The organism is Rhizobium sp. CRRU65 (assembly GCF_048551595.1).
Classification (GTDB): domain Bacteria; phylum Pseudomonadota; class Alphaproteobacteria; order Rhizobiales; family Rhizobiaceae; genus Rhizobium; species Rhizobium leguminosarum_J.
Window position 1 is genome coordinate 122186 of the sequence record NZ_JBLYZH010000006.1, and the last position, 14978, is coordinate 137163.

Consider the following 14978-nt stretch of genomic DNA (forward strand, 5'->3'; position numbering starts at 1 on the left):
GCAGCTTATAGCCCGAAGGCGACCTTGCATTGTGCAATCGCCACCGGTTATGCGTTCATCACCATGAAGAAATACGGCCGAACCTATCACCTACCGATTTCTCCAGGAGCGATGAGCGATGACAAAGTCATGGCGATGCTTGACGGGCTGATGATTGGCGATCTTGTCATCACCGAGAAAATGGATGGTGAGAACACGACCATCTATCGGGACGGGTCTCATGCGCGTAGTCCCGATAGCCGTTACCATTCGTCGCGCGATTGGCTTAAGGCTTTTGCTGCCAGCATCAGCCCGCAACTTGCAGATGGCGAACGCATCGTGGGTGAGAACCTCTATGCCCGGCACTCGATCGGTTATGAAGATCTGCCGTCATACTTCCTCGGCTTTGCATGGATTATCGACGATAAGGTCCAATCCTGGGATCTGACGCAAGCCCGGTTCGAAGAACTGGGCATCGTTCCGGTGTCGACACTATATCGGGGACCATACAAAGCCGGCCTGTTCGAAGATACTGCGGCATCGCTGGATAAGACCAAGCAGGAGGGGTTTGTCGTTCGGATCGCTGATGCGTTCCTGGAAACCGAAATGCCAGCTCGGATGGGCAAGTATGTGCGGGACAACCACGTTCAGAGTGAAACGCATTGGATGCAGTCGGAACTCATCCCCAATCGCTTGGCAAATTCCTGACGGTCGCTCGCCTCTCCTCCGTCCTGTGCTGGTCACAGGAATCCAGCCACGCCGCTCGCGGGCCTCACGCATGGCCCGCGGGATCTTGCCCTGCGACGCCGGTTTTATCATACTGCCCGGCATGAGCGGACATGAGAGCCCCATCGAGTTCTACACGCGACCCGGCCCGATGACCTCGGCCGGGCTGCATGCGCCCGCCCTTGCCGCGCTCCAGGGCGTCGGCGCCGTTGCCGCCGCCGTGCATGGCACGCTGCTGCATGATGCCTGGGCGCAACACTACGATCAGGTGCTGACCCCGGAGCGAAGGGCGCAATCGCACACGCGGCCGGCGCGCGCGATACTCGATACGATCATGGCGATCGATCCCGCGCCCCTCGACATCACGCGCCCGCCTGACAAGCGCAGCATCGGCACATGCCGCAATTTCACCGTGCTTGCCTGCGCAGCACTTAAGGCCCATAGCGTGCCGGCACGCGCCCGCTGCGGCTTCGGCATGTATTTCGAGGCCGGCAAGGGCATCGATCACTGGATCGCCGAATATTGGGACGGACAGCGCTGGGTCTCCGCGGATTTCCAGATCGATGCTCTCCAGCGCGCCGCTTTGCAGCTCGATTTCGACCCGCTCGACCAGCCGCCGGGCAAATTCCAGAGCGCCGGCGAAACCTGGCAACGCTGCCGCGCCGGCACCGCCGACCCCGGGAAATTCGGCATCTTCAACGAGTCCGGCTTCTGGTTCGTCGCCATGAATCTCGTCCGCGACTTCGCCGCGCTTAACAATATTGAGATGCTTCCCTGGGACAATTGGGGAGCGATGCCGGAACCCGAGGAGGAGATGTCTGCGGATAGTCTCGCCCGCTTCGATCGCCTCGCTGCCCTGACGGTGGCAGCGGACGAACGCTTCGGGGAGTTGCGGGCGCTCTATGAGGGCGATGCCGGGCTGCGCGTGCCGGCGCAGGTCTTCAACGGCGTGCGCCAGCAGATGGAGGATGTGGGCAGCGCGTGATTTATGGAATGGCTGAGGTCGCCGCTTGTTCCCTCTTCTCCCCGCCGGGGAGAAGGTCGCCCGAAGGGTCGTGAGGGGCCGCACGTTACGCCCTTCATGCTACTCTTCGCTTGCGTTCAGCGCATTCGCGGCTTTGCCGCTCACCCCCATCCGCCTTGTCCAGCTGAAAGATGGGTGACAGATTGAACCGGATACATAGGTTACAGTTCCGGCGCAGTTGAAGCCACAGCGGCGCAGTTTCCCGTGGATGGGATCGATGACGCCGACTGGATGAGCATAGAAGCGCACGACCCACTGCCCATCCTCGGTTTCCTCGCCCGCCACCGGTTCGCCCGCGAGGCCCTGGGCGATGTAGATCAGGTCACCGCTCCATTTGATCTCGCCGTTGGGGCGCACCCGCCTGACCGCCGCCCGGCGGAGCGGATAGCGCGCCAATGCCGCAGAAGTGATACGCCGAACTCATCCGGTTACGATTGTCTTTCGAGCCGAAATTGTGCAATGACCCATCGACCCCAGATACAACGGATCAAGGTGCGGCATCGGTATGAAGAAGATCGGTTTCCTCTCGTTCGGGCACTGGACGCCCTCGCCCCAATCGCAGACGCGCTCGGCCGGCGATGCGCTGCTGCAGTCGATCGAGCTTGCGGTGGCGGCCGAGGAACTCGGCGCCGACGGGGCGTATTTTCGCGTGCATCATTTCGCCCGCCAGCTGGCCGCACCCTTCCCGCTGCTATCAGCCGTCGGCGCTAGAACCAATCGGATCGAGATCGGCACTGCCGTCATCGACATGCGCTACGAAAACCCGCTCTACATGGCCGAAGATGCCGGTGCGGCCGACCTCATCGCCGGCGGCCGTCTGCAGCTCGGCATCAGCCGCGGTTCGCCCGAACAGGTGATCGATGGCTGGCGCCATTTCGGCTATGCCCCGCCCGAAGGCCAGAGCGAAGCCGACATGGCCCGGCAACATGCCGAAGTCTTCCTCGAAGTGCTGCGCGGCGAAGGTTTTGCCAAACCGAACCCTCGGCCGATGTTTCCGAATCCACCCGGCCTCCTGCGCCTCGAGCCGCATTCCGAGGGCCTGCGTGAGCGGATCTGGTGGGGCGCAAGCTCGAATGCCACCGCCGTCTGGACGGCCAAGCTCGGCATGAACCTGCAGAGTTCGACGCTGAAGGACGATGAGACGGGAGAGCCCTTCCACGTCCAGCAGGCCGACCAGATCCGGGCATACCGCGCGGCCTGGAAAGAAGCCGGCCACACGCGCCAGCCGCGCGTCTCGGTCAGCCGCAGCATCTTCGCGCTGGTCGACGATCGCGACCGCGCCTATTTCGGCTACGGCAACGACGAGGGCGACAAGATCGGCTTCATCGATGAGAAGACCCGGGCAATCTTCGGTCGCAGCTATGCCGCCGAACCCGATGCCCTGATCAAGCAGCTCGCCGAAGACGAGGCGATTGCCGAGGCCGACACGCTGCTGCTCACCGTCCCCAACCAGCTCGGCGTCGAATATAACGCCCACGTCATCGAAGCGATCCTGACCCACATCGCGCCTGCGATGGGTTGGCGCTGACGCGCTGTCATTGCTGCCGGACTCTCAAACCCGCGGATACCTCGCACGGAATTCGCGAGGACTGCAGCCTTCGCGTTCGTGAAAAACACGCGAAAAATAAAACGGATCATCCAGGCCGATCATGGCGGCCACCGTTTCGATCTTTTCGTCGGTGGTTGCCAAGAGCTGTTTGGCATGGTCCATGCGCGCCCGAAGCTGAAATGCCTTGGGAGGCAATCCGGTTTCGAGCGTGAATCGCCTGCGCAGCGTAGCCGGCGACATGCCGTGCTCGGCCGCAAAGGCCGCGAGGTCCAACGGTTGCATCGCCCGCCGCCGTAGCGTTTCCACGATGTCGGCCATATCTAGCCTTTCCTGGCGTCGATCGGCCGCGCCGCTTGCCTGTCTGGCGGCTGATATGACGATATGATGCAGCATCAATGCCGCCGATGCCTGCCCGAGATTGGTGTCGTCAAGCAGATCGGCATGAAGCTTGCCGAACTGCCGTACAACCTCATCGAGATGATGCAAGGCAACGACCGGGTGTCGCTCGGTCATGATCCTCAGCCTCACGAAGTCCCGCGTGAACGATCCTTCGAAAAGCGCCCAGCGCTCGTCCCAGCCGCTTTCGTCGGGGCCATAGGAATGCACTCGGTTCGGAAACAGCCAGAACAGTGCAGGTCCAGTCAGGCTCATGCGGCCGCTGGCGGCGGTTTCTAGCCAGCCCTGCCCCCGCTCCACCAGCACGACGGCGAAACTCGGTAATTTCCGGTCCGTCACCGCACGGCGGGCATGCTGCCTGCCGCTGCCCGTGACAGCAAGTCCGCCGGCAGCGGTAAGCGGCGTTCTATAGATGGCCTCGGTGTCTCTCATGATGAGCGAAAAGTCCAGTTATGAATTTCCTCTATGTCGGTTGGCCCGCCGGATCAGGTAATTGATGACAAGCCAACTCAAGCGATGGAGGAGTGAAATGTCAATTGCTGCGGAGGTCATGCAGGTCCGAAAGCCGGAATTTCCCCTTGCCGCCCATGGCAAAACCCTGGCTGCAGAGCGGACGGGCTGGCTCACGCCGACCGATCCCGCCATCGGCGTTGACGCCATCCGCCGCCGCTTCCAGGACGATGGCTATGTCTGGCTGAAAGGCCTTCTGCCGCGGGCCGATGTGATCGACTTCCGCCGCTGGGTTTTTGAACATCTCGCCGAAACCGGCCTGGTCGATCCCGGCAGCGATTTTTCTCTGGGCATCGCGTCTGCCGGTGGCTTCGACAGGAGCCTGGCGGACCGGCGCCTGATGTCGCTCGTCCGCTCAGCCGCCTATGAAGGCTTCTGTGCGCAACCGCCGCTCGCCCGCTTCATGGACGATTTCATGCAAGGCATCTCCTATCTGCACAAGCGCAAGCTCATGCGTTTCGTCCAACCGGGATCGCCGACGGCCACGCCCGCCCACTATGATCTCGTCTATCTCCGCGGCGGCACCAGCCGCCTGGTGACGGCCTGGATTCCAATCGGCGACATCCCCACCGAGATGGGTGGCCTGGTTTACCTCGAAGGCTCGCACGCGCTGGGCGTCAAGATGGAAGCCGAGTTCCAGGCCACGAGTGGCGATCTTTCGCCGGAGGAGCGGATCAATGCCTATAACCGCCACATGGCGGAAGGCGGCTGGATCTCGAAGGATCTGCCCGATATGGCCGAGCGCTTCGACACCCGCTGGCTCGCCGCCGATTATGAGGCCGGCGACGTGGTGCTTCACTCGCCCTACATGATCCACGCCTCGACCACCAATCAGGACCGCAGCCGGCGGCTGCGCCTCTCCACCGACATCAGATATCAGAATGTCGACGACGAGATCGACGTCCGATGGAACAACCACTGGAGCCTCGGCGACATGCTGTAGCCCGGCTTTCCAGTGCCCATCTTTGACCTGCGATCCGGTGCGATGGCTGCTATAGCAGGTTGATTGGCGAAGGGACGTCTACATAAAAGCGAAGCGTGGGGACCTTACTGCCGCGATGGGCGTTGATGGTCCGGGTCTTGAACGATCCCATGACTGCCCGACTTATTGACGTAGCCGAACCGCTCGAGTTGCCTCATGCCGCGTACGAACCTGAACGATATCCTGATCTTCATGGCCGTCGTGGATGCGGGGAGCTTTATCGCCGGCGGCCAAGCCATGGGCCTGTCCCGTTCGGCGGCAGGCAAGGCGGTCATCCGCCTGGAAGACCGGCTCGGCGCGCGCCTGCTCAACCGCACGACGAGGACGCTGAACCTGACCGACGAAGGCCGGATGTTCTACGAGCGCGGGCTGCATATCCTTGCATCGGTCGACGAGGCGGAGGCGAGCGTGGCGGGGCAGAACAGCACGCTGCGAGGCGTTCTCCGGCTGACCGTTCCCGATGCCTTCGGGCGGCTCATCGTGCTGCCTTTGCTTGAAAAATATCTTCGGGCCTGGCCCGAGGTCCAGGTCGAAGTGAGCTTCACCGATCGCCCGGCCGACATTGTCGAGGAAGGCTTTGATCTGGCGATCCAGGTCGGCGCGACGACGTCGGACACCCGCCTGGTCTCGCGCGTCATCGCCAGCGACAAGGCGCGGCTCTGCGCCTCGCCGTCCTACCTTACCGAGCGTGGCGAGCCGGGCGATATCGACGATATCACGGCCCACGATTGCCTGATCTTTGCCAGCCGCAATCAAAGGCAGGGTTGGCGCTTTCGCGGTGAAGGCGGTCCCTGGGTCAAAGCGCAAGGGCGCAGCCGTCTGAGGCTCGACAGCACAGAGGCGATCCGCGACGCCGCCCTGGCGGGACTGGGCATCGCGCTGCTTCCCGATTTTCTCGTCGCCGACGATCTCGTCGCCGGGCGCCTCCGGCAGGTCCTGCCCAGCGTCGAAACTGACGACGCAAAGATCGTCGCTCTCTATCCCGACAAGCGCCTGCTGGAACCGCGTGTCCGACGCTTCATCGATCTGATGGTCGAGGAGCTTGGAGACCAGAGCGAGGCACGCAACCGCGACGCTAGGTCTGGGTGATAGGCTTGTCGAAGCCGCGGAAGCTCTTCAGCGCCAGGGGAAAGAGGGTTGCGGCGAGATAGGCAAGCCCGGTGAGCGAGAGCGCCGCGGCGAGGCCGATCGTGCTGATCAGGGCGCCGCCGATGAGGCCGCCGAAGGGGATGAGCGCGAAGCAGAGGGCGGCGTTCATCGCGGTGACGCGGCCGGTCAGCGGCTTGGGGATGCGCTCGAAGATCACCGCCGACAGGATCGGATTGAGGAAGCCCGAGGCAAATCCTGCGATTGCCAGGGTGAGGAAGATGATGGGGAGTGGCGCATCCAGCGCAATAACGAGAAAGCGCGGAAATCCGGTCAGCAGGAAGGCCACGGTATAAACCATCAAGCGCGGCATCCGCTCGCCGATCGCAGCGGCAATCGCAGCGCCTGCGATCGAGGCGCCGGTGAAGGCCGAAAACATCGCCCCCAGCAATTCCGGGCCATGGCCTGAACTCTGCGTCCAGACGGGCAGTAGCACCGCGTGATAGGCCTGGTCCAGCAGGTTGGTGGTCGCCACCATGATGACGATGCTGACGAGCACCGCGTCGCCGCGCAGAAAGCGCCAGCCTTCCCTGAGATCGCCGAGATAGGAGGACATCCCGCCCGACCGGGCTTCGGGCAGGCCGCGCGGCCCGGAGACGCGCCGCAATCCGGGGATGCCTACGCCCACAATCAGCGCAGCGGCGGCAAAGGTGACGGCATTGACCACCAGCGCCTGGCCCGGGCCGATCAGGCCGATCAGCGCGCCGGCACCGGCCGCACCCGCCGTCGAGGCCAGCCGCTCGATGGCGCCAACGAGGCCGGTCACCCGCTCGAGCGGCACAGCCGCCAATTCGGCAATATCGGGCACCATCGCCTGCTTGGCAGCATCGGATGGACCGCGCAGCACACCCATGGCAAAGACAACAGGCAGTAGCAGCGGCATATCAAGCAGGCCGAGCCAATCGAGGAGCGGTACCAGCATCACCACGGCCACCGAGGCGGTGTCGCAGACGACAGCGATGCGCTTGGGGCCGACGCGGTCGATCAACGGTCCACTGAGCGCCTTGGCGGCGACATAGGGCAGCATTTCCATCATTGCCGCCAGCCCGGTTAAAACGGGGCTGCCCGTCGTGCTCAGCACCAACCAGGGGATAGCGATGGTCGAGAGCCGCGTGCCGGAAAGCGAAAGCGTCTCGGCAGCGGCAAGCGCCAGGAATGGCCCACCCTTCCTCATGACCCATCATCCCCCTCGCGATGTGGGAGCCGGCCCGGATAGGGAAAGGCGTGCAGCATGATCGAGAAAGGAACCATATCCAGGGGTGCCAGGTCCCCCAAAGGCGGAGCCACCCGCATCGCTTCGAGAATGATATCGGTCAGCCGCCTGGTCAGGGCTTCGGCCTGTTCCGCCGTCATCGGGATGATGATGTCGCTGGCCGTGCTCGCCTTGCGCCACTCCGCCGGCAGCTCGCCATATTCCTCCAGCGCCTGCTGCATCTGGCCGACCTGCAGAGAGAGTATTGCCTGGTTGAAGGCGAGATCGAGATCCAACGCTTCGCCCTCAACCTCGCTTGCCGGCACCGAGGTGAGCTCGTGGCTGGCACGCCACCAGCGGTCGCGCCGCGAAGCATGGGGCGCTTCCTCGATGAAGCCGTATTGGGCAAGCTGCCGCAGGTGATAGCTGGTCGCGCCGCTATTTAGGCCTAGCCGCACGGCCAGCTGCGTCGCCGTGGCAGGTCCATCGAGCCTGAGCATGCCGAGCATGCGCAGCCGGACAGGATGCGTCAGCGCCTTCAGCGCGGTCGGATCGGGCACGACGCGGTTGAGGATGCGGGGTGTGGTGACGGATTGAACAGGCTGCGGGCGCGGATTTTTCATGCGGGCAACCTACTATTGCAAAGATATCTTTGCAAAGCTTTCTTTGCATAAATGCGAGCACCCTGCCCGCGGCTCAATCCTCCGGCGGGGTGAAGACCGCACAAGGTTGGGCGATGCCGCGCAATAGATGTTCTCCGAGCGGGATCAGGGTCGTCGCCGTATTCGCCGCCACCGCGCCCGAGATCAGAACGCTTCGGCCGAGCGGCTTACACAGCCCTTCCAGCCGGCTGACCAGATTGACGGCGGGGCCGATGGCGGTGAAGTCCAACCGGTCTGCAGCACCAATATTCCCCCACAGGATCTCGCCGAAATGCAATGCTGCGCCGAAGGGCAGCGGCGCCAGCCCCTGCGCTTGGCGCACCTGGTCGAGATGAACCATGCCGGCACGGCTGGCGGCGACCGCGCGCAGTGCCGCCTCGCAGGCCTCGCGATCCCCTCGGGCAGAGTCGCCCTCACCCGACGTAACCGTGACCGGAAAGATCGCCAGCACACCGTCGCCGATGAATTTCAGCACCTCGCCCCCGAAGGCATGCACGGCGCCTGCGACACGGTCGAACCAGGCGTCCAATGCCGTGATCATGACGTGAGGCTCGGTCACTTCGGAGAGCGCGGTGAAGTCGCGCAGATCAGCGCAGAGAAGGGCTGCGCGGATGGTCTCGCCGGTGCCGCGGGCAAGGGCGCCGGCCTGCACCCGGGCGGCACTGCGCCGACCGAGATAGGCTTCAAGCAGCGCGGCCCGCGCCTCCCGCGCCGCCAAAGCGGCGAGCGGGGCTACGGAAAAACGCGCGACTTCGCGCAGCAGGCCAGCCTCGACCCGGCCGAATGCGCTGCCCCCTGCCCCGTTTGCAACCCCCGCCCAGCCGAGTATCGGACTATCCTGCGAAGGCCCGATTCTCTCCTCCCATACCGGTCCGAGCCCAGCCAGCCACTCGCGCCCAGCCTCGCTCTGCGGCGCCGCGGCAAAGGCCAAAGCCTCGATGACAGCATCGGTCTCGGCTCGCCACAGCCAGGTGCGCCGCGCGATGATCGGATGCGGCACCGAAAGTGTCAGCGCGCCGCCGGAAATCGGCAGGCCATCGGCCAGCAACCGGCGCCCGAGCTCGGCCAGAAACCGTTCGGGACCAGGCGAGGCCCCGGCCTCGTCAACCAGCCAGGCAAGGGGAGATGGCAGATCCATGGCTTAACATCGCACGCTCACCGGGGCGGCCGCAAGGACATCCCGGAGTGACCGCTTGCGGTCATCCCCGGGCTCGGAAAAAGGCGTCCACTCCCCTGTCGAAAAACCATGCGCCGCGGTGGAAAACAAAAAATAAACACTTTAAACTTGCGCAACTTTGATTCCATTATAGGGCCATTCGTCATCGTGTGATTGAGGGGTACGATGGGCACGATATTCTGGCCGAAAGATCCGCTGGATGGGAATGACATGACGCTGCTGATGTCGATCCTTCGGCGATGGTGCGAAAGGTATCAGGTCGAGCTGACGGCGGAGGAGAGCAGCCGCAAGGCGAAGGAACTCGTCGAATGGTTCGAATTCGGCGTCAAGGATCCCGTCGAACTCGAGGAGTTGATCGACGACAAGCACTGGCTCGTCAGCAGGATCTGACCCTCTCGGGCAAATCGCAAGAACGCTGGCTGTCAGCGTCAGCGACGCCGTTTCATGAGAAAAGGCCGGGCGAAAATCGCTCCGGCCTTCGTCCATTTGCATCTAAGCGAGACCCTTAGTCATCCCGCCAACGACGGTCGCGATCCCAACGCCGCTCATGGCGCCAGCGCGGCCCATCCCAATCGCGGTGACGCCGCTCCCAGCCCCAGCGGGGCGGACCACCGTAGAAAGCGACGGGCGGCGGGCGTCTCCAGCTTCGCCGGCATTCGCCCCAGCGCGTCAGATGCCAGCCGCGACCGCAGGCGTAGTCGACCTTTGTGACACTGCTCTGGACATTGATTGTCCCCATCGGCATTGCCTCCGCGGTACCGATCGAGAGGCTGCCGGCAAGCAAGGCAGCCGCGATAGAAAGTGCCTTCATCGTGAACTCCATTTTCAATCCAGCCGTCCGCAGATTAGGACCGCTAAATTGAACTGGAGATGAACTGCGCGTTCATGTTTGCGGTAGCAAAAGAAGCGCTTCCGCACGACCCGCTTGGGCGCTCGCCGACCGTTGTTGTCACAACCGCAAGCGCATCAGAGACGCCCCGCTGCCGGCAAATTTGTTCATGTCCGGCCGTAAAAAGCGTCGGGACCCGGATCCCGCCCGGCGGCGACTTCGGTCAGGCGCCCCAGGTAATGCGCCCAGCCTTCCGCATGGCCGGCGCATTGATCGGCGCTGGGCAGGCCGCTATGAGTGAGCCGCAACAGCGTTCCGCCCTCCTGTTCGATCAGGTCGATCTCGACCAGGCTCGACCCCGGCGGCACCACTTCGCTGCCGTCCCAGCCGAAGCTGTAGGCAAGGCGATGAACCGGCACCACCTCACGAAACGAGCCGCGCGCAAAGCGGGCGCCGGTGACGTTGACGAGATAGAGCCCGCCGGGCTGCGGCTCGACCTGCGCTTCCGTTCCCATCCAGCGCAGGATCTTCTCCGGATCGGTCATCAGCGCAAACACCGCGGCCGGCGGCGCCGCAATATGCGCCTCGCGGTGAACGACGAAAGATTCTGGCATCACTCTCTCCCATGGTTGTCACGGCCCCGCCCAGGCGGAGACAGCGCGTCCTGTCTTGTCGTGCTTCTGACGTGGATGTCCTCACGGAGAGCATGTAGGCGCAAGCTCCTCCTCCGCAAGAGGGATTGCCCGCCGCCATCGGCGAACGAGCGAAATCGCCGCTTGGGGAGCCTGATCCAGCTCCGGCCGCGAAAGCATATCGACCTATTGCCAGCCCGCCGCCTTCCCCCTATTGTCCGCGCCGTTCTCAGGGCGGGGTGCAAGTCCCTACCGGCGGTATGCAATTTCGATTGCGAGCCCGCGAGCGCCTTCTTAGGAAGGGTCAGCAGATCAGGTGAGATGCCTGAGCCGACGGTCATAGTCCGGATGAAAGAGAACGTGCGTTCCTGCCGCCCTTGCGGCTGTCGGGAACGTTCGTGATCGCCTTGGGTGATGTGTCTGTTCGCCAAAGGAGATTACCGTGACACCCACCCGCTACGCCTTCGTCAAAGCCAGTTGGCACGCCGACATCGTCGACCGCGCCCTTCATGGCTTCCATCAGCTTATTCCGCCCGAGCAGGTCGACGTGTTCGACGTCCCCGGCGCATTCGAGATGCCGCTGCTGTCACGCGATCTTGCGGCAACCGGACGTTACTGCGCGGTCATTGCCGCCGCCTTCGTCGTCGACGGCGGAATCTACCGCCACGAATTCGTCGCTCAGGCCGTCGTCGATGGGCTGATGCGCGCCGGCATGGATACGGGCGTGCCGGTACTGTCGGTCTCACTGACGCCGCATCAGTATCAAGAAACCGAGCACCACAAGCAGATCTACCGCGCGCACTTCGTCGAGAAAGGCCGCGAAGCAGCAAAAGCGGCTCTGACGATCGGCAAAACGCGCGCCGCTCTTGCCGCGTAGTCAGCGGTTCGACGAATAGAGGAACGCAGGAGATGAAGACGGCGGGGCACTCCCGCCGTCGACCGCATCAGATCGACTTCACCTCGCCGCCATCCATGCGTAGCGCCGAGCCGGTCATCCAGCGGGCACCCGGCGACACCAGGAAGGCCATCAGTTCGGCGATTTCCTCCGGCTCGCCGTAGCGGGCGATGCCCGCCTGCTCGGGGAAATGCGCGGTCACCTCCTCCACGCTCACACCGTGCAGCCGCGCCCAGTGCTCAAGATAGGAGCGGCGCCGGCCGGTCATGACGGGACCGGGCAGCACGCTGTTGACCTGCACGCCATCGGTGATGCCGCGATCGGAAAAGGCCTTGGCGAGTGCGACGATGGCAGCATTGATGGTACCGACCGCCGCATACGGCGCCTTCGGAAACACCGCCGAATTGCCCGACATCAAGACGACGGAGCCCTTCGCCTCTCTCAGCGCCGGCCATGCCGCAACCGTCAGGCGCCTCGCGCCGTGCAGCTTTAGCGCCAGCCCGTCTTCCCACTGCGCATCGGTCATCTCGAAAAGATCGATCTGCGGCACACCGCCGGCGATGTTGAGCAGCGCATCGATGCGGCCAAAGGCGCCAAGCGCCTGATCGACCACGGCCTGCGCCGCTTCCGGCTCGGCGAGGTCGGCGCCGATGACGAGGGCTTGCGCGCCGCCCGCCCTCACCGCCTGCGCGGTCTCCTCAAGATTGGCGCGGTTGCGCGCGACCAGCACCAGCGCGGAAAAATCGCGCGCGAGGCGCAGCACCGTCGCCTGGCCGATGCCCTGGCTGGCGCCGGTGATGATGGCAACTGTATCAGACATGTCGTCTCTCCTGTTGGCTTGGGCGACCGCCCGCCCCTTCCGGCGGGCAGCGCCTGGTTCTGCTCTCAGCGGGCCAGAAAATCGCGGATCGCAGCCGCGATCTCTGCGGCATGCGTTTCCAGCGCGAAGTGGCCGGTGTCGAGGAAGCGGACGACCGCATTGGGATTATCGCGCTTGAACGCCTCGGCGCCGGGCGGCAGGAAGAACGGATCGTTCTTGCCCCACACGGCCAGGAACGGCGGCTTGTGGGTGCGGAAATAATCCTGAAAGGCAGGATAGAGCGCGACATTGCTCTTGTAGTCGCCGAAGAGGTCGAGCTGTATGTCCTCGACGCCGGGCCGCGCCAGATAGAAATTGTCGAGCGAATAGCCGTCGGGCGAAACCGTCGTCGGATCGGCAACCCCATGCGTATATTGCCAGACCGTCGTTTCCGGCTGCAGCATCGCCTTCAGCGCATTGCGGTTCTCCTCGGACGCATCCTCCCAATAGGCCCGGATCGGGTTCCAGCCCTCGCTCAGGCCCTCGACATAGGCGTTGCCGTTCTGCGAGATGATCGCCATGATCCGGTCAGGATGTTTCACGGCCAGCCGGAAGCCGGTCGGCGCGCCGTAGTCGAACACATAGACGGCGTAACGATCGAAGCCGACGACTTCGGTGAAACGATCGATGGTCGTGGCGATCCCGTCGAAAGTGGCGCCGCGTGCCGGCAGGTCGGATCGTCCGAAGCCCGGAAGATCGGGCGCGACGATGTGGAAGCGATCGGAGAGCAGCGGCATCAGGTCGCGGAACATGTGGCCGGCGCTCGGAAAGCCGTGCAGCAGGAGCAGCTTCGGAGCATCCGGCGAACCGGCCTCGCGATAGAAGATGTTGAAGCCGTCGACGTCGGCGGTGCGGTATCTGATGGTGGACATGACAGTCTCCTTTGCTGTGATAACTTGATTGGTATTTCCGGTCTGGTTATTCCGCCTGCCCTTGCTGGCGGCTGTTGAAGATCTCCGGCTGGAGATAGAGAACGAGGGCGCAGCAGATCAGGAAGAAGCCGAGGAGCGGTACGAAGGGAGCAACGAGCCCCGCCACGGCAAAGATCGCCAGGCCGATGAGCGTCCGCCGGCGCGCCAGGCGGGTTCCGGCATGGCGCCCGCCTCGGCTTGCGCGAATATCTCGCGCTCGAACATCAGATAGGCAGCATTGACCAGCACGAAGACCGCGGCATAGACGGCAACCGGCATCGGCGCGAGGCCGGTCCTCGCCATCCAGGCCGTCGTGAACGGCAGCAGCGACACCAGGGAGAGGTGCACGAAGTTGATCCAGATCAGCCGGGTAGAGGCAAAGCGCACCAGCCGCAGCAGGTGATGATGGTTGATCCAGATGATCGCGATGAACAGGTAGCTCAGCGCATAGCTGACCAGGATCGGCCAGAGCGAAAGCACGGCTGATATGTCGGGAACCTCGGGCGCCTTGAGCTCCAGCACCATGATGGTGATGATCACCGCGATCATGGCGTCTGAAAAGGCGCTCACCCGCTCGGTCGTCATCTTCTCTCCGTGCATCTCGATTTCCTCCTCATCCCTTGTTTTGACAGTTGAATTCAGGCTCCACCGCGGCGGCCGCCTCCCTGACGATGTCGAGCACGGCGGCAGGCGCCGTAACGATTGGCGTGTGATCGGCGGCGTGTGAGCGCACCCGCGCCTGCATGCGCTCGGCCATGAAGCGCTGATTGTCGGCAACGATCATCCGGTCCTGTTCCGCGATCAGGAACCAGGCCGGACGGTCCTTCCAGAGCGGGCGCGGCACGGGAACAGTGATGCAGGCCGGCGAGATCGGCCGCTGTACGGCGGCAAGCACCGCCTGCTCACCCGCCTCGGCATTCTGCGCGAATGCGGTGCTAAAAGCCTCTTGCGGCAGATAGATCAGGCCATGACTGTCGGGCGCGAGCTTCGGCGCCTTGGGGTGCGGCTCGCCGCGATAGAAGATATCGGCGACCGTCTCGCCTTCATCAGGTGCCAGGGCGGCGATATAGACCAGCGCCTTGACCTTCTCGTCCCGGGTCGCAGCGATCACCGCGCCGGCATAGGCATGGCCGACGAGAACCACCGGCCCGGTCACCCGCTCCAGCGTGTGCTCAAGGGCTGCGACATCGTCGCTGAAGGAGGTCAGCGGCAGCGGCACCGCGAACACGCTCAAGCCTTCGGCGGTGAGCGGCAGAATGATTTTTGTCCAGCTCGAACCATCCGCCCATGCGCCGTGGACAAATACGACATTCACACTGTTCGCGAGATTCACATTCTCGGGGGACATCAGCGTTCTCCTTGCTCTCTGCCAAAGTAACCTATCTAATGTGTTTATGACGGTTACTCCTGGAGCGCGTAACTTGTCAAGCGTCTTTTAAGAGGTTACATGTCACTCATGTCTTCGAGAGACCGCCAGCGGTGCACATCGTGGCGAGTGGCGACCGGAAC

General features: G+C 63.6%; 18 protein-coding genes and 1 riboswitch. Of the genes, 7 read left to right on the top strand and 11 right to left on the bottom strand.

Going from position 1 to position 14978, the window contains the following annotated elements; all coding sequences use genetic code 11:
• The first annotated feature begins 63 nt into the window (after positions 1-63).
• Both ACM5SV_RS14420 and ACM5SV_RS14425 read left to right on the top strand, forming a co-directional pair.
• Positions 64-687: an RNA ligase family protein gene (locus tag ACM5SV_RS14420; RefSeq protein WP_222014258.1), complete on the top strand. Its 624-nt coding sequence runs from the start codon at positions 64-66 to the stop codon at positions 685-687.
• A 121-nt stretch (positions 688-808) separates the two neighbouring features.
• Positions 809-1690, top strand: coding sequence for a transglutaminase-like domain-containing protein (locus ACM5SV_RS14425; RefSeq protein WP_222014259.1), 882 nt, complete (start codon positions 809-811; stop codon positions 1688-1690).
• Positions 1691-1789: 99 nt separating this feature from the next.
• Here ACM5SV_RS14425 and ACM5SV_RS14430 read toward each other — a convergent pair whose 3' ends face one another.
• Positions 1790-2086 (bottom strand): hypothetical protein, encoded by a 297-nt coding sequence (locus ACM5SV_RS14430; protein WP_164903054.1) that lies wholly within the window; start codon positions 2084-2086, stop codon positions 1790-1792.
• 148 nt (positions 2087-2234) lie between these two features.
• Here ACM5SV_RS14430 and ACM5SV_RS14435 point away from each other — a divergent pair, with 148 nt between their 5' ends.
• The gene (locus tag ACM5SV_RS14435) at positions 2235-3257 is read left to right on the top strand and encodes an LLM class flavin-dependent oxidoreductase (RefSeq protein WP_128440333.1); all 1023 of its coding nucleotides are present in this window, start codon (positions 2235-2237) and stop codon (positions 3255-3257) included.
• A 24-nt stretch (positions 3258-3281) separates the two neighbouring features.
• Here ACM5SV_RS14435 and ACM5SV_RS14440 read toward each other — a convergent pair whose 3' ends face one another.
• Entirely contained in the window at positions 3282-4106 is an 825-nt protein-coding gene (locus ACM5SV_RS14440; RefSeq protein WP_128440334.1) for a helix-turn-helix transcriptional regulator, read from the bottom strand.
• A 97-nt stretch (positions 4107-4203) separates the two neighbouring features.
• On the opposite strand from ACM5SV_RS14440, the gene ACM5SV_RS14445 reads away from it, so the two are divergent.
• Positions 4204-5127, top strand: a complete 924-nt coding sequence (locus tag ACM5SV_RS14445) for a phytanoyl-CoA dioxygenase family protein (protein WP_128440335.1) — start codon at positions 4204-4206, stop codon at positions 5125-5127.
• A gap of 195 nt (positions 5128-5322) precedes the next feature.
• Positions 5323-6255 carry a LysR family transcriptional regulator gene (locus ACM5SV_RS14450; RefSeq protein ID WP_222014135.1) on the top strand — a complete coding sequence of 311 codons (933 nt, stop codon included), beginning with the start codon at positions 5323-5325 and terminating at the stop codon, positions 6253-6255.
• Here ACM5SV_RS14450 and ACM5SV_RS14455 read toward each other — a convergent pair.
• From ACM5SV_RS14455 to ACM5SV_RS14465, 3 genes are all read right to left on the bottom strand, one after another.
• The gene (locus ACM5SV_RS14455; RefSeq protein ID WP_222014136.1) at positions 6242-7486 is read right to left on the bottom strand and encodes an MFS transporter; all 1245 of its coding nucleotides are present in this window, start codon (positions 7484-7486) and stop codon (positions 6242-6244) included. The genes ACM5SV_RS14450 and ACM5SV_RS14455 overlap by 14 nt on opposite strands.
• Positions 7483-8127 (bottom strand): winged helix-turn-helix domain-containing protein, encoded by a 645-nt coding sequence (locus ACM5SV_RS14460; RefSeq protein WP_222014137.1) that lies wholly within the window; start codon positions 8125-8127, stop codon positions 7483-7485. Before ACM5SV_RS14460 ends, ACM5SV_RS14455 begins: the two co-directional genes overlap by 4 nt.
• A gap of 73 nt (positions 8128-8200) precedes the next feature.
• Positions 8201-9304 carry an adenylate/guanylate cyclase domain-containing protein gene (locus tag ACM5SV_RS14465; protein ID WP_222014138.1) on the bottom strand — a complete coding sequence of 368 codons (1104 nt, stop codon included), beginning with the start codon at positions 9302-9304 and terminating at the stop codon, positions 8201-8203.
• 204 nt (positions 9305-9508) lie between these two features.
• Here ACM5SV_RS14465 and ACM5SV_RS14470 point away from each other — a divergent pair, with 204 nt between their 5' ends.
• The gene (locus tag ACM5SV_RS14470; RefSeq protein ID WP_222014139.1) at positions 9509-9733 is read left to right on the top strand and encodes a hypothetical protein; all 225 of its coding nucleotides are present in this window, start codon (positions 9509-9511) and stop codon (positions 9731-9733) included.
• Positions 9734-9848: 115 nt separating this feature from the next.
• Here ACM5SV_RS14470 and ACM5SV_RS14475 read toward each other — a convergent pair whose 3' ends face one another.
• Complete coding sequence (locus ACM5SV_RS14475; RefSeq protein ID WP_222014140.1) at positions 9849-10154, bottom strand: GCG_CRPN prefix-to-repeats domain-containing protein; 306 nt, start codon at positions 10152-10154, stop codon at positions 9849-9851.
• Between the two features lie 185 nt (positions 10155-10339).
• Complete coding sequence (locus tag ACM5SV_RS14480; RefSeq protein ID WP_128440338.1) at positions 10340-10786, bottom strand: SRPBCC family protein; 447 nt, start codon at positions 10784-10786, stop codon at positions 10340-10342.
• Between the two features lie 239 nt (positions 10787-11025).
• Positions 11026-11168: riboswitch (FMN riboswitch) on the top strand.
• A 78-nt stretch (positions 11169-11246) separates the two neighbouring features.
• Here ACM5SV_RS14480 and ACM5SV_RS14485 point away from each other — a divergent pair.
• Positions 11247-11681: a 6,7-dimethyl-8-ribityllumazine synthase gene (locus tag ACM5SV_RS14485; protein WP_012758131.1), complete on the top strand. Its 435-nt coding sequence runs from the start codon at positions 11247-11249 to the stop codon at positions 11679-11681.
• Between the two features lie 67 nt (positions 11682-11748).
• On the opposite strand, the gene ACM5SV_RS14490 is transcribed toward ACM5SV_RS14485, so the two are convergent.
• The 4 genes from ACM5SV_RS14490 to ACM5SV_RS14505 form a co-directional block, all read right to left on the bottom strand.
• Entirely contained in the window at positions 11749-12519 is a 771-nt protein-coding gene (locus ACM5SV_RS14490) for an SDR family oxidoreductase (RefSeq protein WP_222014141.1), read from the bottom strand.
• A gap of 65 nt (positions 12520-12584) precedes the next feature.
• Complete coding sequence (locus ACM5SV_RS14495; protein WP_012758133.1) at positions 12585-13430, bottom strand: alpha/beta fold hydrolase; 846 nt, start codon at positions 13428-13430, stop codon at positions 12585-12587.
• Positions 13431-13547: 117 nt separating this feature from the next.
• Complete coding sequence (locus ACM5SV_RS14500) at positions 13548-14069, bottom strand: TMEM175 family protein (protein WP_260689131.1); 522 nt, start codon at positions 14067-14069, stop codon at positions 13548-13550.
• Between the two features lie 13 nt (positions 14070-14082).
• The gene (locus ACM5SV_RS14505; RefSeq protein ID WP_222014142.1) at positions 14083-14817 is read right to left on the bottom strand and encodes an alpha/beta fold hydrolase; all 735 of its coding nucleotides are present in this window, start codon (positions 14815-14817) and stop codon (positions 14083-14085) included.
• Positions 14818-14978: the final 161 nt, after the last annotated feature.